This is a genomic window from Anaerococcus porci, from assembly GCF_009696575.1.
GTDB classification, from domain to species: Bacteria; Bacillota; Clostridia; order Tissierellales; family Peptoniphilaceae; genus Anaerococcus; species Anaerococcus porci.
In genome coordinates, this window is the sequence record NZ_VULQ01000003.1 from 206,411 (window position 1) to 227,446 (window position 21,036).

Annotated in this window: 17 protein-coding genes; 16 read left to right on the forward strand and 1 reads right to left on the reverse strand. The window is 30.7% G+C overall.

Going from position 1 to position 21,036, the window contains the following annotated elements:
• The first annotated feature begins 842 nt into the window (after positions 1-842).
• From dnaA to FYJ26_RS04100, 9 genes are all read left to right on the forward strand, one after another.
• On the forward strand, positions 843-2,219 hold the full coding sequence (dnaA, locus tag FYJ26_RS04060) for a chromosomal replication initiator protein DnaA (protein ID WP_154539865.1): 1,377 nt from the start codon (positions 843-845) through the stop codon (positions 2,217-2,219).
• 232 nt (positions 2,220-2,451) lie between these two features.
• Complete coding sequence (gene dnaN / locus FYJ26_RS04065; protein ID WP_154539867.1) at positions 2,452-3,564, forward strand: DNA polymerase III subunit beta; 1,113 nt, start codon at positions 2,452-2,454, stop codon at positions 3,562-3,564.
• 8 nt (positions 3,565-3,572) lie between these two features.
• A complete protein-coding gene (locus FYJ26_RS04070; RefSeq protein ID WP_154539869.1) occupies positions 3,573-3,782 on the forward strand; it encodes an RNA-binding S4 domain-containing protein in 210 nt (69 codons plus the stop codon).
• Entirely contained in the window at positions 3,782-4,858 is a 1,077-nt protein-coding gene (recF, locus tag FYJ26_RS04075) for a DNA replication/repair protein RecF (protein WP_154539871.1), read from the forward strand. Before FYJ26_RS04070 ends, recF begins: the two co-directional genes overlap by 1 nt.
• An 11-nt stretch (positions 4,859-4,869) precedes the next feature.
• The gene (gene gyrB / locus FYJ26_RS04080) at positions 4,870-6,774 is read left to right on the forward strand and encodes a DNA topoisomerase (ATP-hydrolyzing) subunit B (protein ID WP_154539873.1); all 1,905 of its coding nucleotides are present in this window, start codon (positions 4,870-4,872) and stop codon (positions 6,772-6,774) included.
• An 8-nt stretch (positions 6,775-6,782) separates the two neighbouring features.
• Positions 6,783-9,224, forward strand: coding sequence for a DNA gyrase subunit A (gyrA, locus tag FYJ26_RS04085; RefSeq protein WP_154539875.1), 2,442 nt, complete (start codon positions 6,783-6,785; stop codon positions 9,222-9,224).
• Between the two features lie 2 nt (positions 9,225-9,226).
• Entirely contained in the window at positions 9,227-9,535 is a 309-nt protein-coding gene (locus FYJ26_RS04090) for an STAS domain-containing protein (RefSeq protein ID WP_154539877.1), read from the forward strand.
• Complete coding sequence (locus tag FYJ26_RS04095; RefSeq protein ID WP_154539879.1) at positions 9,535-9,867, forward strand: ATP-binding protein; 333 nt, start codon at positions 9,535-9,537, stop codon at positions 9,865-9,867. Before FYJ26_RS04090 ends, FYJ26_RS04095 begins: the two co-directional genes overlap by 1 nt.
• A 2-nt stretch (positions 9,868-9,869) precedes the next feature.
• Positions 9,870-10,640, forward strand: coding sequence for a SigB/SigF/SigG family RNA polymerase sigma factor (locus FYJ26_RS04100; protein WP_154539881.1), 771 nt, complete (start codon positions 9,870-9,872; stop codon positions 10,638-10,640).
• Between the two features lie 688 nt (positions 10,641-11,328).
• Here FYJ26_RS04100 and FYJ26_RS04105 read toward each other — a convergent pair.
• Positions 11,329-12,318: a hypothetical protein gene (locus FYJ26_RS04105; RefSeq protein ID WP_154539883.1), complete on the reverse strand. Its 990-nt coding sequence runs from the start codon at positions 12,316-12,318 to the stop codon at positions 11,329-11,331.
• Positions 12,319-12,684: 366 nt separating this feature from the next.
• Between FYJ26_RS04105 and FYJ26_RS04110 the strand changes: the two genes are divergently transcribed.
• The 7 genes from FYJ26_RS04110 (at position 12,685) to FYJ26_RS04135 (ending at position 21,009) form a co-directional block, all read left to right on the forward strand.
• Positions 12,685-14,829: an ABC transporter substrate-binding protein gene (locus FYJ26_RS04110; protein ID WP_154539885.1), complete on the forward strand. Its 2,145-nt coding sequence runs from the start codon at positions 12,685-12,687 to the stop codon at positions 14,827-14,829.
• A gap of 460 nt (positions 14,830-15,289) precedes the next feature.
• A complete protein-coding gene (locus FYJ26_RS04115; RefSeq protein ID WP_268234518.1) occupies positions 15,290-16,144 on the forward strand; it encodes an ABC transporter permease in 855 nt (284 codons plus the stop codon).
• The gene (locus tag FYJ26_RS11235) at positions 16,101-16,253 is read left to right on the forward strand and encodes an ABC transporter permease subunit (RefSeq protein WP_268234519.1); all 153 of its coding nucleotides are present in this window, start codon (positions 16,101-16,103) and stop codon (positions 16,251-16,253) included. Before FYJ26_RS04115 ends, FYJ26_RS11235 begins: the two co-directional genes overlap by 44 nt.
• 1 nt (position 16,254) lies before the next feature.
• Positions 16,255-18,204 carry an ABC transporter permease subunit gene (locus FYJ26_RS04120; protein WP_154539887.1) on the forward strand — a complete coding sequence of 650 codons (1,950 nt, stop codon included), beginning with the start codon at positions 16,255-16,257 and terminating at the stop codon, positions 18,202-18,204.
• A 9-nt stretch (positions 18,205-18,213) separates the two neighbouring features.
• Positions 18,214-19,221, forward strand: coding sequence for an ABC transporter ATP-binding protein (locus tag FYJ26_RS04125; RefSeq protein ID WP_154539889.1), 1,008 nt, complete (start codon positions 18,214-18,216; stop codon positions 19,219-19,221).
• Positions 19,205-20,824: an ABC transporter ATP-binding protein gene (locus tag FYJ26_RS04130; RefSeq protein ID WP_154539891.1), complete on the forward strand. Its 1,620-nt coding sequence runs from the start codon at positions 19,205-19,207 to the stop codon at positions 20,822-20,824. Before FYJ26_RS04125 ends, FYJ26_RS04130 begins: the two co-directional genes overlap by 17 nt.
• On the forward strand, positions 20,821-21,009 hold the full coding sequence (locus FYJ26_RS04135) for a hypothetical protein (protein ID WP_154539893.1): 189 nt from the start codon (positions 20,821-20,823) through the stop codon (positions 21,007-21,009). Before FYJ26_RS04130 ends, FYJ26_RS04135 begins: the two co-directional genes overlap by 4 nt.
• Positions 21,010-21,036: the final 27 nt, after the last annotated feature.

Below are 21,036 nucleotides of genomic sequence, written 5' to 3' on the forward strand. Positions count from 1 at the left end.
GGGTAAAAGTCAAGGCTTTAACCTAAAAAAATAGACAATTTATTTGATTTTTTTATACTGCTAGATAAAAAATTTAAAAATTAAAAGTTTTATTATAAATTTAAGTTTTACTAAAGTCGAAAAATCTATACATAAATGATTATAAATGCTTAATTTAAAAATTATTTTCCATCTAAACTTAAGTTTTCTATGAAAATTTATTAGTAAGTAATGCAGCTTACAACTTAGTTTACTAAAATAATTATATAAAACAAATATACAAAAATAGCCTATTAGTTTATATTCATTTATGTAATGATTTTGCATTAATACGCATTTGTGGATATCTTTTTTTATTTATATTTTATCCACAAGATATTAAGTTAATTTTTAAGTGTAAAAATATAAATTTTTTTAAAAAAGATTTTATATGAACTTGTTAAAGTTAGGATATAGCAATTTTCTTATTTAATAATTTTAATATTTTTCCAAGATATCCACAATATCCACAGGATTTAATATTTCTAAATAAAATGATTTTTAACTTATCCCCAACTTATCAACAAGTTGTGGATAACTTTACAAAATGGCTAAATTAATGTATAATCTCTTGTGTAAAAGATATAGATAAGTCTAATTTTCTTAAGTTTTTGATATGATTTTGTGGATAAATCCATAAATTCTATTTTTAAATTTAAAAATTCTTGTCTAAAATCCGTAGTACAAGGCATTTTTAATATCCACTAAAAACTTATCCACATATTATCCCAATTTTGTGGATAAGTCCATAATTTTATTTTAATTCCTGAAATTTAAGGCAGAATTAAATGTGGATAAAATTCTAAGGAGAATGAGAGATAATAATGAATCTAGAATACATAAGTAATGAATTAAAAGAAAAGATGAAGGCTAATGTTCCTGATAAGGCACAGTATGATACATGGATAAGTATCTTAAAGCCTTTAAATGAATTCAATGATATTATCTATTTAGAAATACCAAAAAAAGAACTTAAATTCATCTTTGACCAAATATGGGTTCCCCAAATGCAGGAAATTCTTAATAAGATAAATAATGAAAGAAATACTAATTATAAGCTTGAAATTATAGCTAAAGATAGCGATGATTATGAAAAAATCTTATCATTAGGTAAGTCAACTGATAATAATGGACAATTGCTTATAAATGATGTAAATAAGTATCCTAAGCCACTTTTAGAAAAAACTAATATTTTTGAAAATTTTGTTCAAGGTAAGTCTAATCAATTAGCCCTTGCAGCAAGTCAGTCAGTGGCAGAAAACATGGCAAATTACAAGGTTTCAAGAGTCTATAATCCTCTTTTTATATATGGAGCATCTGGTCTTGGCAAGACTCACTTAATGCAAGCTATAGCCCATAAAATTCTAGATAAAAGAGATGATTGTTATGTAATGTATCTATCAAGTGAGAAATTTACAAATGAAATGATCTCAGCTGTTAGAAACAATACCAATGAAGAATTTAGAAAAAAATATCGTTCAGTTGATATGCTTTTGATAGATGATATTCAATTTATAGCAAATAAGACTGGAACACAAGAAGAGTTTTTCCATACCTTTGAAGATCTTTATAACCAAGGAAAGCAAATAGTAATATCATCAGATAGGCCACCAAAGGAGATTAAACACTTAGAAGAAAGATTAGTTTCAAGGTTTGGTTGGGGCATTATAGTTGACATTTCAAAACCAGATTTTGAAACTAGAGTTGCAATTTTGCAAAAAAAACAAGATGAACTGGGAGCTGTAGTAGACTATGAAATATTAGAATATATAGCAGAAAATATTGAAACAAATATAAGAGATTTAGAAGGTGCACTTGCAACTTCTATTGCCTGCTCTAAATCAAATAACCGCTCCTATGTAACCCTTGATGATGCAAGACTTGGAGTTTCATCAAGAGTCCATGTCAAAAGTAAAAGAATTACAGCAGAAGATATTCAACAGATTGTAGCAGATAGATACCATATAAAACTTCAAGACTTGAAGGGAAAGTCTCGAAAAAGGGAATTTGTAATGCCAAGGCAAATTGCTATGTACTTATGTAGGGATATGTTATCAGTATCACTGGTAAGTGTTGCCAATGAATTTAATAGGGATCATTCAACCGTTATGCACGGATATGAAAAGATAGAATCCATGATAGAAGAAGACCAAGATTTTAGATCGGAAATAGAAGAAATAAAAAAAGAAATAAAATCATAGTTATCCACAATTTGTTGATAAGTATGATGATAAGTATGTTTATAAAAAAACTATTAAATAAGAAAAAATAATAGCTGTGGAAAATGTTGATAAGTGGATAAGATATAAAAACTTATCCAAATTTTATCATTTGGCTTTTTCATTTTAATTTAAGCCTTAGCAATACTTATCCACATACCCACAAAACCTATTACTAATACTACTAAGTTTATATAATATTTTAGGAGCCATTATGAAAATTGAAGTAAGACAAAAAGAATTATCAAATAAAATCTCCATAGCCTTAAAGGCTGTATCAAGAAAGACCAATATACAGATACATGAATTAATATACTTTGAAGCTAAAGATGATACTCTTATCCTAAGTTCATCTGATGGAGAAATATCTATAAGAACAAAACTTAAAGTTAATGTCATAGAAGAAGGAGAAATGGCTATAAATGCCACTATAATCTCTAATATTATTAGAAAACTTCCAGATTCTACTGTAAGGATTACCCTTGAAGATTCAAAAATTAATATTAGGTGTAATGGATCAAATTTCAATATTCTTGCCTTTGACTACTACGATAAAAAGGAATTAAAAGTACCTAGTGTAGACTATTTAGAAATTGAAAATGATAAGCTAAAAAGATCTATATCTCAAACTGAGTTTGCTACAAGTATTGATGAAACCAAGCTAGCCCTTACTGGTATACTATTTGAACTAAAGCAAGGATATTTAAACTTTGTAGCCCTTGATGGATATAGGGTAGCCCTTAAGAAAATCAAGCTTGACTACCCTGGTTCAATGGATAATTCAAGACTAATTATTCCAAGAAAGTCAATATCTGAATGGACAAGAATTATTGATGATGAAACAAAGACTCAAATCTATAAGGATGATAAGGATATAATTTTTGAATCAGGGGACACTACAATGTATTGCAAAGTAATAGATAAAAACTATATAGACTATACAAATATAATTGCAGATATATCTACAACTACAGTTATAGTCAATAGGATTGAACTTATTAACGCCCTTGAAAGAGCCCAATTATTAAATAACACCCAAAGAGCAAACTTAATTAAGATAAGTCTTGAAGAAGATGTATGTAAGATAGAATCAAACTCTGAAATAGGAGACTTAAAAGAAGTCGTTCATATAGAAAAAGAAGGAGATGATGTAAAGATTGCTTTTAATGCAAGATACCTTCTAGAAGGAGTTAAGGCTTGTGATACAGATACTATAAGGATGAACTTAAAATCATCACTAAATCCATGTATCATATATCCTAATGATTCAAAAAATGAAGGTGAAGAATTCACATATCTAGCTCTACCAGTAAGGCTTGCAGAATAGGGGAAATTATGATTGATATAGAATTTCAAACAAATCTTATCACAGCCAAGGATCTTTTAAAGGCATTAGATATAGCCTCATCAGGTGGTATGGCTAAACATATGATAAAAGAAATAGGTATAGTAGTAAATAAAGAAGTTTTTTATGAAGCTGGTAAAAAACTTAGAAAAGGTGATGAAATAATCTTTAATGATGAATTTCATATAAGTTTAATCTGATGTGGATTAAGAGTTTAGAACTAAATAAGTTTAGAAACTATCTTTATCAAAAAATAGAATTTAATGAAAATATAAATATCTTTTTGGGAGATAATGCCCAGGGAAAGACCAACCTTTTAGAATCAATTTTTTACTTAGCTAATGCCAAGTCTTTTAAGGCAAATAGGGATAGGGAACTTATAATGTTTTCTGAAAAAGAGATGGTTCTTGATGGAGTAATAAGAAAGGGAAAATCCTTTAAAAATGTCTATATTAAGGCAAATGAGTCAAGTAAGGATATTTTTGTAAATGATATAAAATATGATAAAACATCTGATTTAAAGTCACTTTTTAAGATTGTTTTATTTACTCCAGAAGATTTGACTATAATAAAAGATGGACCAAATTTTAGAAGAAAGTTAATTGATGATATAATAATAAGCGTGGACTTTTCCTATAAGGGCATAAAAAGAGACTTTGATAAAGTTCTTTTAAATAGGAATAAAATCCTTAAAAACCAAAAATCTAAGTTTTTTAAAAATCAATTATTAGCCTATGACGAGCAGATTATTAGGCTAAATTACAAAATATACCAATATAGGAAAAAATATATAGCCCTTATAGACAAGTATGCAAATAAAAAACATGAGCTTTTAACATATGGTAGGGAAGATTTACATATTGTATATAAGCCTGACATTAAAGCAGATTCTCTTGATGAGTACAAGTCAAAGTTTAAGCAAAGGCTAATTGATGATTTAAAATACTTTAGAACTTCATCTGGAAGCCAAAGAGATGAAATTGATATAATAATTAATGGTAAGGATACAAAAAAATATGGCTCACAAGGCCAGCAACGTTCAGCAATCTTAAATATAAAGCTTGCAAATGTAAGTTTAATAGAAAATACTAGCCAGGATAAGGCAATTATCTTATTTGATGATGTTTTTTCAGAACTAGATGAAAAAAGGTCTAGTTTTTTGTTGGAAAATTTAGGAAGATTTCAAACAATAATCACAGCAACTAATACCAAGAGTCTTGATATAGTTGATAGGTCAAAGATAAGAAAAATAAAAGATGGCCATATCCTTAAATAGAAAGGAAATTTATGGAAAATTCACAATATAATGCGTCCAATATTAGGGTCTTGAAGGGGCTTGAGCCTGTAAGACTTAGACCTGGAATGTATATAGGATCAACTAGCGAGAGAGGACTGCACCATTTAGTATATGAGGTTGTAGATAACTCAGTAGACGAGGCTTTGGCAGGTCGCTGTGACTATATAAAAATAACCATAGATAAGGACAATATAGTAACAGTAGAAGATGATGGTTCTGGTATACCAATAGAAAAACACCCTGAAACAGGTAAATCAACACTTGAAACAGTACTTACAGTTCTTCATGCTGGGGGTAAGTTTGATGATAAGGCCTATAAGGTATCAGGAGGTCTTCATGGTGTAGGTGTTTCCGTAGTAAATGCCCTAAGTGAATATCTAATAGCTGAGGTAAAAAGAGAAGGTCATATCTTTAGGATGACATTTGAAAGAGGAAAGGCAACAAGTGATCTTGAGATAATTGGAGATACAAAAGAAACTGGAACAAAGATTAGTTTTAAAGCAGATGGAGAAATTTTTGATACAACAGTCTATGACAATAAAACCCTAGCAGATAGATTTAGGGAAATGGCCTTTTTAAACAAGTCAGTAAGGCTTATTTTTGAAGATAGGAGAGAAGATAAGACTGTAGAGTTTAAATATGATGGTGGAATCAAGGAATTTGTAGAATACCTTAATAGGAATAAAACACCAATTTTTGAAGAAATTCCATATTTTGAAGGTATGCAAGAATCAACAGAAGTTGAGATAGCCTTCCAATATACAGATGGATATAGTGAAAATATCCTATCTTTTGCAAACAATATCTACACAGTAGAAGGTGGAACCCACCTTTCAGGCTTCAGGTCAGCTCTTACAAGAAGTATAAACGACTATGCAAGAAAATATAAATTACTTAAAGAAAACGAAGATAACCTCCAAGGTGAAGATGCAAGAGAGGGAATTACAGCTATAATATCTGTAAAAATAACTGAACCTCAATTTGAAGGCCAAACTAAGGGAAAACTTGGAAATGGTGAGGTAAGAGGAGCAGTAGACGCTTTCTTTTCAGAACATATGGGAAATTTTCTTGAAGAAAATCCTAAAATTGCAAAACAAATTATTCAAAAGGCTCTTGCATCAAGAAGGGCAAGAGAGGCTGCGAGAAAGGCGAGAGATTTAACACGTAAAAGAAGTATCCTAGATTCAACAACTCTTCCAGGAAAGCTTGCTGATTGCCAATCTACAGATTTAGGTGAAAATGAAATTTTTATAGTAGAAGGTAACTCTGCGGGAGGTTCTGCTAAGGGGGGACGTGATAATAGGATTCAAGCTATCCTTCCTTTAAGAGGAAAAATAATGAATGTAGAGAAGGCAAATCTTGATAGAATATTAAATTATGAAGAAATAAAATCAATGATTACAGCCTTTGGAACAGGAATAGGAAAAGAATTTGACCTATCAAAACTTCGTTATGGAAAGATAATAATAATGACGGATGCCGATGTAGACGGTGCTCACATAAGAACACTTCTACTTACATTTTTCTATAGGTATATGAAGCCTTTAATAGATGAAGGTCATGTATTTATAGCCCAACCACCACTTTATAAGGTGTCAAGTGGTAAAAATGAAAGATATTGCTATACAGATAAGGAATTAGAAGAGATAGTAAAATCTTGGAATACAGACAATTACAAGATTCAAAGATATAAGGGTCTTGGTGAGATGAATGCTGACCAATTGTGGGAGACAACCATGGATCCAGAGCATAGGGTCTTACTGCAAGTATATGAGAAAGAAGACTCACAAATGTCAACAGATGCAACATTTTCAATGTTAATGGGTGAAAAAGTAGAACCAAGACGTGAATTTATTGAAGAAAATGCCCAATATGTTGAAAATTTAGATGTATAGGAGGATTCATGACAGAAGATAGATTTCAAAATATAATCGAGGTAGATCTTGAAAATCAAATGAAAAATTCTTACTTGGAATATTCCATGTCAGTTATAGTTTCAAGAGCCTTACCTGATGTTAGAGATGGGCTTAAGCCTGTTCATAGAAGAATATTATACGGAATGGAAGGACTTGGACTTGATCCAAGTAAACCAACTCGTAAGTCAGCAAGAGTTGTAGGTGAGGTAATGGGTAAGTACCACCCTCATGGAGATAGTGCAATCTATGATGCTCTAGTAAGGCTTGCCCAAGATTTTTCAACAAGGTATCCTCTAGCAAGTGGTCAAGGTAACTTTGGTTCAGTAGATGGTGATGATGCAGCAGCTATGCGTTATACTGAAGTAAAGATGAGTAAGATTGCAAAGGAAATGCTAAGAGATATCAATAAGGATACAGTTGACTTTATGCCAAACTTTGATGAAGAGGAAAAGGAGCCAACAGTCCTTCCATCAAGATTTCCAAACCTTATAGTTAATGGATCAAATGGTATAGCAGTAGGTATGGCAACTAATATGGCTCCACATAACCTTGGAGACTCAATTGATGCTTGTATAGCTTATATGAAAGATCCTGAAATATCAATAAAAAAACTTGCAAATATTATCAAGGGACCTGACTTTCCTACAGGAGCTCAAATATTGGGAAAGACAGGAATAAAAAAAGCATATAATACAGGAAGAGGAAAACTTAAACTTCGTGCTGTAGCAAACATTGAACATTTTAAGAAAAATAGGGAAAGAATTATAGTTACAGAAATACCTTATCAAGTAAATAAGGCAAAATTAATAAAAAAAATAGCTGAATATGTAAAAGATAAAAAACTTGAAGGTATATCTGATATAAGAGATGAGTCAGATAGGAAGGGAATGCGTATAGTAATCGAGGTAAAAAGAGATGCTAACGCCAATATAGTCCTAAACAACCTCTATAAGCAAACCCAACTTGAGACAACTTTTGGCATTATAAACCTTGCCTTAGTTGATGGAGTTCCTAAAATACTTAACTTAAAAGAGCTTATAAAATACTATATAGCTCACCAAAAAGATGTTGTAAGAAGAAGAACAATTTTTGATCTAGATAAGGCACAAAAGAGAAAACATATAGTAGAAGGTTTAATAATAGCAATCGATAATATCGATGAAATTATAAAAATAATTAGATCATCCTATGACAATGATGAGATTAAGAAAATCTTTAATGAAAAATTTGGTCTAACAGAGCTTCAAAGTCAAGCTATTCTTGATATGCAACTTAAAAGGCTATCAGGACTTGAAATTGAAAAACTCCAAGCTGAAGATAAGGAACTTGAAGAAAAAATCACCTACCTTACAGCAATATTAAGTGATGAGGGAAAACTTGTTGGTGTAATAATCGATGAAATGAGTGAAATTAAAGAAAAATTTTCAGATGAGAGAAGGACAAAAATTGTTCCGGATGTGGGAGAATTTGATGTAGAAGAGCTTATAGAAAGAGAAGATGTCCTTATCTCTTTAACTCATGATGGTTATATAAAAAGACTTCCTATAAATACCTATAGAGTACAAAATAGGGGTGGAAAGGGAATTTCTGCTGGAAACACCAAGGAAAATGACTTTATTCAAAAAATTATGACTACAAATACTCATGAGTCCCTACTTTGCTTTACAAACCTTGGTAGGGTATACTCACTTAAAGCCTATGAAATACCTGAAGGAAGTAGGCAATCTAGGGGTCAAGCTATAATAAATCTAATAAGTCTTGAAACAAATGAAAAAATTACAGATATAATGGAACTATCCCACCTAGATGAAGTTAGCCAATTAGTCTTTCAAACAGCTAATGGAAAAATCAAAAAAACTGATGCAGAACTTTTCCAAAATATTCAAAGAAATGGAATTATAGCCATATCTCTTGAAGATGGTGATAGACTTGTATCAGTTAGTCAAATAGATAGTGAGTGTGATATAATTGTATCAACTCAAAAGGGAATGGCCATCAAATTTAGCTCATCTGAAATTAGGTCAATGGGAAGAGCTGCCCGTGGAGTAAGGGCAATAAATCTTTCTGAGGATGATCAGGTAGTATCCATGAATACCCTAAATGATGAGGTATATCTTGTAGTAGTAACTGAAAATGGTTTTGGTAAAAAGACCTCATTTAATAACTTTAAAAATCAAAATAGGGGTGGAAAGGGAGTGAAATGCCATAAGGTAAATGAAAAAACAGGAAATCTTGTAGCAACACTTCCAGCAAACTTAGATGATGATATAATGATGGTGTCCCTAAAGGGTGACATTATAAGAATTTCAGCAAGAGATATATCAACTAGTGGTAGAAATACTCTTGGAGTAAAGCTTAAAAACCTAGAAAATACAGATGATTGTATTGTTTCTGTTACCAAATATTATGAGGAAACTAGTGAGGATTAAAAATGTTTGATACAAGTATAGAAGAAAGAGATGACTTTTTACTGGTAAAACTTAAGGGTGATTTAGATGTATACTCAAAAGAAGATTTTGTAGAATTTAATGACAAATCCTTAAAAAATACTGACAATAACTTAGTTATAGACTTAGAAAATCTGGACTATATAGATTCTACTGGTCTTGGTATGTTTATAAATATATACAAAGACCAAGAAGAAAAAGAAAAATATGTAAAAATAATAAACCCTAAAGAAAATATAAAAAAATTATTTAAAATAACAGACTTAACTAACTTATTTGATATGGAGGAATAATGGAGACTATAAAATTACAGATTCCACCAAATACAATCTATCTCAAATCCATAAGACTACTAGCAGCAAGCCTTGCAAGTGATATAGGTTTTGATATAGAAGAAGTTGAAGATATAAGAGTAGTTGTATCAGAAGCTTGTAATTACAAAATGAGTGATGAGGATATAAAGATAGAATTTCATGTAGATGATGGCTTTATCCAAATAAGAGTAAGTGGAAAAGATAGGGAAATTGAAAAAGAAAATCTAAAAATACAAAAGCTTATACTTGAACAATTAGCTGATAAGGTAGAAGTTGTAGATGATAAAATAATACTTACAAAAGAGAAATAATTATGGCAAAAACTAAGGCTTCTTTGGAAAGAAGGAAAGAAATCAAAGAAAAATTTGAACAATTTCATAAAACAGGGGACAAAAAGCTAAGAGCTGAGCTTATAGAAGAGCATATGTATATAGTAGATATACTCTCAAATAAGTATGTTGGAAAAGGGATTGAAAAAGATGACCTATACCAAGTGGCATCCCTGGGCCTTATTTATGCAATTGATAGATATGATCCGTCAAAAGGATATGAATTCTCTTCATTTGCAACTCCAACTATAATGGGTGAGCTTAAAAGATATTTTAGAGATAAGGGTTGGGTTATAAGAGTGCCTAGAAGGATACAAAATCTTTATAAAAAGATAAATACAGCAAAAAAAATCCTTCCACAGGAGCTTCAAAGAACCCCAACAATAAAAGATATTGCCTCATATCTTGGAGAAGATGAGGAAACAATACTAGAAACAATTGAGGCAAGTAAGGTTTATTCCCCACAAAGCTTAGATATGAAATACCAAGTTCAAAAGGGAGAAAATGCAGTTGACCTTTCAGATATGATAGGAAAAGATGATAAAAACTTTGACTCAGTTGAGCTAAAAGACTTAATAGAAAAATCAACCCAAAGACTAAACGATCTAGAAAAAGAAATACTAGAGTTAAGATATTATGAAGGACGCACCCAAGTTGATATAGCAGAAAAACTATCCATATCACAAATGACTGTATCAAGGATAGAGAAAAAGATCCTACAAAAATTCACAATTGAGATGAAAAAAATGCAATAAATTCGAAAAAAAGCTCTCAAATAATACAATTGAGAGCTTTTTCTTTTAGTTTTCTTCAATTTTTCTCTTTTTTTCTTTGATTACTATTGAATCATAATCTTTTTTAAGTATTTTTTTCATTTTTTATTCATCCTTTTTTATCTTTAGTTGTAATATACTTACAATAATAGGATAAAATAAAAATCTGCTTTAGTAAATGAAAACGATAGAAAATAAAAAATATGAAACACAAGAAAATAAGAATCATTATCAATTCTATGAATAAGTTGAAAATTTGTCTTAAGCTGTATATATTCCTATTTTATAGCCTATATAGTTATTTGTATTATTATATGATTTTTTGTTAAATTTCTTATTAGATATAATTTATCTTCTATCTCTTAGTAATCTTTTTATTTTTTATATAGTTTTTTACTCCTATTTTCCTATATTACTCATATAATCAAATGAAATCATTTAAAGACTAAATAATTTTATTTTAGTAATTATTTATAAGTGAGCATAATTTTTTACAAGTTAAAATTGTCTTTAAATATTGTATAAAAGTATTTATATAAATTAGATGAAATAAAAGGTTGTTGCAAAATGATGAGTTAATTCTACAACAACCTTTTAGATTAAGAAAAATACTTTCAATAAAATTTCAAATTATTTTATATAAGGAAATTTTATTATTTAGAAAGATATCCTATTTTCCAGGATACATTGTAGAATAGCCTGGATACATTTTTCCTATCTCTTCTATGATTAGACCTATATCACCAAAGCCTGTTTCTTCTAATTTTTGTTGGGCCCTGTAGTTTGCAAGGTCAATATCAGCATCTGTTATGTCATTTATCTTATTTTTGTCAAAGCCATAATTTGCTACTAATTGTTTTCTAAATTCATCGTAGTCTGATTTGTTTTGGGCAAATTTCCCCATACCTTCTCCCTTAATTTTAGAGCTATTTTTGTTTGTATCTTTAGTATTATTATTATCATTTTGTGAAGTTTCTTTAGTTTTTGTACCTTCGTTTGTTGACTTATCTTCGTATTTCTCCTGAAGCTTTTGAGTAGCCATATCTATTTGCTCATCATAGCTTGAGAGCTTGTTACTTTCATAAATATCAAAGAAAAGTTTTTTAAGCTCTCCATTAGATATATTGGATGCATCAAAACCTTGCTCTTTTATATATCTTCTAGCATTTGTATACATATCTGTTTTGTCATCAGTGGTATAAACCCAATTTTCTTCTACATCTATAATTGAAGAAAGTGGATACTCACTATTTTTACTTGGATGGTCTTTGGCAACTTCATTTAAGAAAAAGCTTAACTTATTCCAAAAACCTGTTTTTTTTCTGAGATTTTCTGCTTTTTCCCCATATTTTTTGATATCCTCATCTGTAAGAGAGTCTATAATATCTTGGTCAAAGCCTGCTTCTTTAGCCATGATATCCCTTAATTCACTTACACTGAGGTCTTTTTTATTTGATTTAGTATTTTCTTTATCCTTATTAACATTGCTTCCATCATTAGAGGAATTTTTCTTTTCTCCTTCGAGATTATTTTTATTTTTCTTAGTTAAATCACTTACTTCTAAACTTTTATTATTAGATACTATCTTATTGCTGTTATTTGCATTACAAGCACTGAGCACTAAAGATAAAGAAAGGGCTACAATAATTTTCTTGTTCATCTCTCCCTCCATTAATTATTTTATTATATTTTTACCCAAATCATTTAAAAGATAATTTTTATTAATAAAATAAGATGGATTTCAATATTTAAATGAAGTAATTATCAATTTGATTTAAAAAAAATTTGTATATTATACAATCGATTTAATGTTTTATCTTAATAAAATCCCAAACTATAGTAAAATCTATGTAAAGATAGTGTCAAAAACACGAATAATTATAAATAAGTCTAAAATGTGATTTTTATTTTCTATCTCTTCTAATTGGAATTATAAGAATTAATAAAGATTTGACAAGAACATAAATATAAACTATAATGAATTCATATAAAATCAAAAAAAGAAAAAAGAAAAGAGGATAGAAGAATGAATGTAAAAAAAGTTTTTTCCCAAGCTTTTGCTTTTGGTTTAGCTTTAACACTTACAGCTTGTGGTGGATCTAACAAAGATGATTCTAACAAAGATAATAATGCATCCAATTCACCAAGCACACCTGCATCTAATTCTAAAGGCGATGCTGAGGTTGATAACTTTAAAGCACAAACAAATGATAATACACTAGTTGTTGGTGTGGATTCAATTGGAGGAGAATTTATCCAAGGATTTAACAATGGTACAAATGATGTAACTGCAAGAGAGTTCATGGGAATTCAAGGTGCAGCATCCTATGATACATATATAAAAGATAGGAACGGAAAATATAATTGGAATCCAACAGTACTAGAAGAAGAGCCAAAGACTGTTAAAAATGATGATGGCTCATCAACAACAACTTTCAAACTTAAGAAAGATTTAAAATGGTCTGATGGTGAAGCAATTACTGTTGATGATTATTTATTTAAATCTTTGCTTCATTCATCAAAAGATTATTCTGTTATAACAGGTTCTACAGAAATAGGAGCAGACTCTATTAAGGGATACAATGATTATAGAGAAGGAAAAACAGATGAATTTGTAGGTTTAAAGAAGATAGATGACAATACATTTGAAGCTACAATAGATTCATCTTTCTTACCATACTTTGAAGAAGAATACTTAAAGGCATTTAATGCAAGGCCAATCCATTATATAGCACCAAATTTAAAGGTTGAAGGTTCTAAACTTGCTCTTAAAGATGGTTATGAATTAAGCGAAGATGACAAGAAAGCATATATAGAATCTCTTGACCAACAAATAAAAGCTGAACAAGAAGCTTATGACGAAAAAGTTAAAGATGCTGGTGAAGAAGATGCTGATGCTAAAAAAGAACACGAAGAAAAGAAAAAGAATCTTGAAGATAAAAAGTCAGCTGCTGAAAATGGTGGAGATATAGACCCTACAAAGATGCTAGTTGAACAAGCAATGATTTTTGATGCAAATGACTATAGGAAAAAACCAGCTGTAACATGTGGACCTTACAAATTTGTTTCATTTGAAAATAACATGGTTAAACTTGCTTTAAATGAAAATTATGCAGGAGATTTTGAAGGTCACAAGGCTACAATTCCAAATGTTATAATTCAAGCAATTAATACAGAAATAGCAGTTGATCTTGTTAAAAATGGAGACATTGATATATATGAACAAGAAATGAATGGTTCAAAAATTGACCAAATGAGAAAAGCTGCTGATGAAGGTAAATTATCTTATGTATCATATGATAGAAATGGTTATGGATGTCTAAAGTTTCTAACAGATAGGGGACCAACTCAATATAAAGAAGTTAGACAAGCTATAGCTTTCCTAATGGATAGAAATGACTTCGTTCAAAACTTTGCAGGTGGATATGCTGTTGTAACAAATGGTATGTATGGTTCAAGCCAATGGATGTATAAGGAAAGAGGAGCTGATGTTGAGTCAAAACTTACAAATTATACTCTAAACATTGATGAGGCAAATAAGAGACTTGATGCTTCTCCTTATAAGTTTGAAAAAGATGGAAAAACTCCATGGGATGCTCAAAAAGCTCAAGAACAATACAAGTCAAATGCATCAAGCTTTGATTATTACAGATATGATGAAAATGGTAAGAAGTTACAAATCAACCAATTTGGTGCAAAACAATCTGAAATAACAACCCTTCTTTCAAACCAATTACCAGACAATGCAAAACAAGCTGGTCTTGAATACAATGTTCAAGCAGGAGATTTCAATACACTTCTTAACTATATGTATAATCCTAAAGAAGGAGATGCAGCAGAATATACAGCATTTAACATGGGAAATGGATTTGGTACACCATTTGATCCTTACTACCAATACAATAGTAAGGGAAATGACAACACAACTAAAACAAATGACCCTAAGGCTGATGAAATAACAGTTAAATTAAGACAAACTGATCCATCTAAGAAAGATGAATACTTAGATAGATGGGAAGAATTCCAACAATGGTATAATGATTATCTACCAGAAATACCACTTTATTCTAATCAAGTTCACTCAGCTGCTTCATCAAGAGTTGAAGGATTTGAAGGTGTAACACCAGAATGGGGAGTTTCTTGTCAAATCAATCAAATGAGTCTTAAGTAAATCTAAAAAATGATAAAAATTAGGCTATTGCATTTTTGCAATAGCTTATTTTTGTTAATTATAAAAATAATGTCTTAAATATTTTAAATTTTAAAAAAGAAAAAATAGATAAAGTATTATAAATTTTATTTGAAATTAAACTACAATTATTATTGAGATTAGAGAAATAATATACATATATAGTCAAATAAGCTTCTAAATATTGGATTTTTACAAGCAAATTTAAATCTTTATTAAGTAATAAATCATTTTTAAATTGACAAATTAGCCATCTTATATTATTATATTGTTTATGATATTGTAAGTTTATTGTAAGGAAGATTTTTTATATTTATTTATTAAAATTTATAATTAGTTTTTTTCCAAATGTCTTTATTTTTCAAAAATGTCTATATTTAACTATTTAAATTGAAAAATAATTGATGCAGTAAACTTAATAAACATTAAGGAAGGGACAAGAATGTTAAAATACATAATAAAAAGAATCATTAACCTGATTCCTGTAGCTATAATTATATCTGTATTGGTTTTTGTTTTATCAAAATCCATGCCTGGAGATCCTCTTTTAGCTATGATGCCTAAAGATGGGAGAATGACAAAGGCCCAACAAGAAGAGTTATATAAAAATTTAGAAAAACGCTATGGATATGATAAGTCATTACCAGAACAATACTTTATGTGGGTAGGAAGGTCTTTAAAAGGAGACTTTGGCGATTCACTTCAATCAACAAGGCCTGTAAAAGAGTATTTATCAGAGCCACTTAGAAATACAATCTTATTAAATATAGGCTCAACTCTTATATCTTTTATACTCTCAGTCTTGATAGGTATAAGGTCGGCTGTTCATAAGGGAGGGATCTTTGATAAGTTCTTCCAGGTATTTACTTTGGTGGGAATATCATTACCTACATTTTTTATAGGCTTATTTTTGATATTTTTATTTGCCTTTAGGTTAGGATGGTTTCCTGCAAATGGTATGCCTAGAAATAATAGTTTTGGAGAATGGATAAGATATTTAATACTTCCAACTCTTACCCTAACTTTTGGTTCCATGGCTTCCATTTCAAGATACGTAAGAAATTCTATGCTTGATTCTTTAAATGAAGACTATATAAGAACAGCTAGGGCAAAGGGTCTTAAGGAAAAGACTGTAATTTATTCTCATGCTTTTAGAAATGCTTTAATCCCAGTTGTTACTGCAATGACATGGGCTGTTCTTTCTATGTTTTCAGGTTCAGCTATAACTGAGACTATATTTGCATATAGGGGAATTGGAAATATCCTTAATAAAGTCAGTTCTAGCCCAAGACTATAATGTAATCTTAGCCTTAACTATGTTTTATGCTATACTTACACTTTTAGGAAATTTAATCATGGATATTGCTTATGCTATAGTAGATCCTAGAGTAAAATTGGAGGCTTAATATGAAAGATAAATTATATAAAAGTTTTAAATCTTTTGGAAAATTAGTTCTTTCCCTTTTTACTTTCGGAACTAATTCTAATGAATATGACAAAGCTGATAAAGTTAAGGAAGATGCTCAAGGAATAGTTGACCAACAAACAAATACTCAGCTTGGAGATATTGATCCTAAAAATGAGAATGAGGACTTAAAGGAAGAAGCTATTACATCACCTGGTAGGATGGCTGTTAAAAACTACTTTAGAAATCCATTAGGAGTAATAGGTCTTGTTTTACTACTAGCTATGATTTTGGTCGTATTTGTGGGTTCTATTTTAGTTCCATTTAACCCTTATCAATCAGAAGGTACACTTATAAATGTATCACCTGGTTCAGGTTATATGAATTATCCTTCTGAGATGGAAAAAGAGGGAGTTAAGAAAATATCTGTAGGAAACACTTTTGGCGTAGGTCTTACAAATGAAGACAACTTCTATTATTGGGGAAAAAATAATGAAGATGACGTTATGAAGATGCCTAAGGAAATAGAAGATAAGATAAAAGATAAAAAGATAAAAGATGTTACTGCAGGAGATAGGCATATCCTAATAGCAACAGAAGATAATGAAATATATGGTTGGGGTAATGACTCTTTCAAACAAACAAAACTTCCGCCAATGAAAGAAAGTCAAGTGAAGCAAGAAGGAATTAAAAAACTTGGTGCGGGTGTTCAATATTCAGTAATTTTAACAGAGAAAAACAATATAATAGTTTGGGGTTCTACAATGAACTCAAGGCTTGATCTAATTCCTAGTGAAGTCCAAGGAAATGTGGTTGATTTTGCTACAAATGGTACAAATATACTTACTATATTAAAAGATGGATCTATAAAACTATTGGGAGTTAGGGGAGCTGAGGTAGATTTAGGAGCTCCAGATGAGATTAAAAATAACAAGGTAAAGATTAGTAAGGTAGCCCTTACTACAAATTCTGCTGCAGCCCTAGATGAAAATGGAAAGTTATATGTTTGGGGACCTGCAAGAGATAGTCTTTCAGGATCAAATATACCAAAGTTTGAAGCTGATATTGTAGATATAGAAGGTGGAACAAGCCACTTTACAGCACTTGATAAAAATGGAAAGATTTATTCTTGGGGAAATAATAACTATGGTGAAGCAGATAGTCCTGATGGAGAATATAGCCAAATTTTTACAGGATATTTTAATAACTATGCTGTAAATAAGGACTCAAAGATTGATACTTGGGGACTTAAGGGTTTTAGGTTAGGATCAGATGACCAAGGACGTGATATATATGCAAGGCTTATTCATGGTGGAAAAATGACTATGATTATCTCTTTTGTATCAGTAGTTATCCAAGTAGTACTTGGGGTAATTATAGGTATGATATCAGGTTATGCTGGAGGAAGAGTAGATAATGTATTGATGAGAATTACAGAAATCGTTCAATCATTCCCATTCTATCCACTAATTATAACTCTTTCGGCACTCCTTCCTGTAAACACAAGTCAAAATACAAGACTTATGATGATAATGGTTCTTTTGGGTGTTATAGGATGGACAGGGATTGCAAGGCTTGTTCGTGGTCAAATTTTAGCTGAAAGAGAAAGAGACTATGTAACAGCTGCCAAGGCCCTTGGTGTTACAAATTCATCAATCCTTGTAAGGCACATCCTACCTAATATCCTTTCTATAATTATAGTAAATGCAACACTTGGATTTGCTGGAAACCTCCTTACAGAGGCAGGTTTATCATTTTTAGGATTTGGTGTACAAGAGCCAATGCCATCTTGGGGTAATATGATGACAAGTGCCCAATCATCAGATGTAATAAATATATACTGGTGGAGATGGGTAATACCAGCACTTGCAGTATTCTTAGCAGCATTTTCGGTAAATCTTATAGGGGATGCCCTAAGAGATGCTATAGACCCAAGGTCAAATGAGAGATAGAGGTTAAAGATGAAAAATTTACTTGAAATAAATAATCTTCATACCTACTTTGATACAAGACGTGGTCAAATCAAAGCGGTCAATGGAGTATCATGTACAATTGAAGAAGGAAAAACCCTAGGGCTAGTTGGAGAATCAGGTTCAGGAAAAAGTCAAACAGCTATGAGTATCCTACAATTATTTGAACCTAACCAAAAAATTTATGGTGGAGAGATAATATTTGAAGGTAAAAAAATCTCTGAATATAATAGAGCTCAAATGGAAAAGGTAAGGGGTAATGATATCTCTATGATTTTTCAAGAGCCTATGAGTTCTCTAAATCCTGTATTTACAGTAGAAAAACAAATCTCAGAAGTTTTGATTCTTCATAAGAATATGAATAAAAAACAAGCTGCTAAGAGAGTTGAGGAATTGCTTGCTCAAGTTAAGATTCCAAATCCTAATGTAGTCGCTAAACAATATCCATTTGAACTATCAGGTGGTATGAACCAAAGAGTTATGATTGCAATGGCCCTTGCTTGTGAACCTAAACTTTTAATAGCAGATGAACCTACTACAGCCCTTGACGTAACTATCCAAGCTCAAATTCTAAAGTTAATGAATGAGCTTAAGGAAAGGCAAAATACATCTATTCTTTTTATAACCCACGATCTTGGGGTAATAAACCAAATGGCTGATGAAGTTGCTGTAATGTATTGTGGTCAAATAGTAGAACAATCACCAGTTGATTATATCTTTAAGCATGATATAACAGACTATAACCACCCATACACAGTAGCCTTACTAAATTCAATTCCTGCTATAACAAGCGATAGGAATGAAAGACTTGATATAATACCAGGTTCTGTTCCTCACCCACTTAACCTTCCAAAAGGCTGCAAGTTTGCAGACAGGTGTAAGTATGCAACAGAAAAGTGTAGAAAAGATATGCCAGAGCTTGTAAAAGTAAGTGAAAACCAAAAAATCAGATGTTTCTACCCTAATAGGAAGGAGAGGGAAAATGGAAAAATCCAATAATAAAAAGGTCTTATTTAAAATAAGAAATCTTAAAAAATATTTCCCTATCAAGAAAAAATCAATCTTTTCTAGGGGAGCTAACCAATATGTACATGCCAATGAGTCAATCTCTATAGATATTCACCAAGGAGAAACTTTTGGTTTAGTTGGTGAAAGTGGTTGTGGTAAGTCAACCTTTGGTAGAACCATCCTTCAAATATATGAACAAACAGAAGGAACAACCCTTTACTATGGAACAACTTTAGATGAACTTGCTCCAGAATATATGGGAAAAGATATTAAGGATATAGCAAAGAAATTTCCTGAATATGAAAAGGAAGTAGAAAAGCTTAATTCTATCTACAGTGAGATAGAAAAAACAGAAGATGAGGAGAAAAAGGCTGAACTTAACGAGTCAGCTATGTTTCAAAGAAGGCATATCCAAGAAAATTATGAGAATATGTTAAGAATAGCTGGAGGTCTTTTAGCTGATGATGATTTAAGTGAAGTTAGTTCAATCTTAGATCAATACTATCAAAAGATAAAAGAAAGATCTAAAATAATACTTGAAATCAAAAAAATAAAAGAAAAAGATGAAGTAAGAATAAGGGATAAGAAAGAATTAAAAAATACCTTAATTAATGACCCTAAATATAAGGAACTTTTGAGCAGGAAAGAAAAGCTTGATAAGGAAGTTTCAGAAAAAAAAGCTAATATTGATTATAAAAAAGAAGAGCTTAAAGCTAAGGATTCTTTTGAAAAGCTGGAAAGTTTTGTAGATGATGGAATAGATTTATCAAGGCTTACAAGTGAAGAGATGAGAGAGCTTAGAAAAGATCTTCAAATAATTTTCCAAGATCCATATGGTTCTCTTGATACAAAGATGACAGTAGGAAATATAATTGGAGAAGGTGTACTTGGTCACGGACTTTTCAAAAATAGGAAAGAGGAAGGCTATAACGAATACATCCAAGATGTAATGGGAAAATGTGGACTTGCTCCATACTTTATTCATAGGTATCCTCATCAATTCTCTGGTGGTCAAAGACAAAGAATAGGTATAGCAAGAGCCCTTGCCCTAAATCCATCTTTCATAGTATGTGATGAGGCGGTATCAGCCCTTGATGTTTCTATCCAATCACAAATTATCAACCTACTTCAAGATTTAAAAACAGACTTAAATCTAACCTATCTTTTTATAACCCACGATTTATCAGTTGTAAAATATATATCTGATAGAATTGGAGTAATGTATTTGGGGGTTATGGTAGAATTATCAGACTCTGATAAGATTTTTGCAAATCCTCAACACCCATATACTAAGGCTTTACTACAAGCTATTCCAAGAACAGATGTCGATAAGGGACAAGAACTTCAAACTATAGAAGGTGACATTCCTTCAGCGGTAAATCCTCCAAAAGGATGTAGGTTCCATACAAGATGTAAGTATTGTATGGACATATGCAAACAATTTGAACCTGAACTTAAGGAAGTAGAAGAAGGTCATTTTGTAGCTTGTCACTTAATGGATGTCTCTGAAGAAACTAAAATTAAAGCTTTTGAAGAAAATGAAGAAAAAAGGTTGAAAAAAGAAAGAGAATTGGCTAAGGAAGCTAATCTATGAAAAAACCTATAGATCCTTTTAAAAATAAAACAAAGGAAGAAATCTATGAAAAAGAAGAACTTTTAGAAAAAGATAATCTGGAAAAACATGATAAACTCGCTATGTTTTTAGCTGCTATGAAGGTATTTGGACCTCCTGTTTTGATAATATTGGCAATTTTTGCAAGCCTTATATTCTTATTTTAGTTTTAAATTATTCCTTAGAGGGTAATT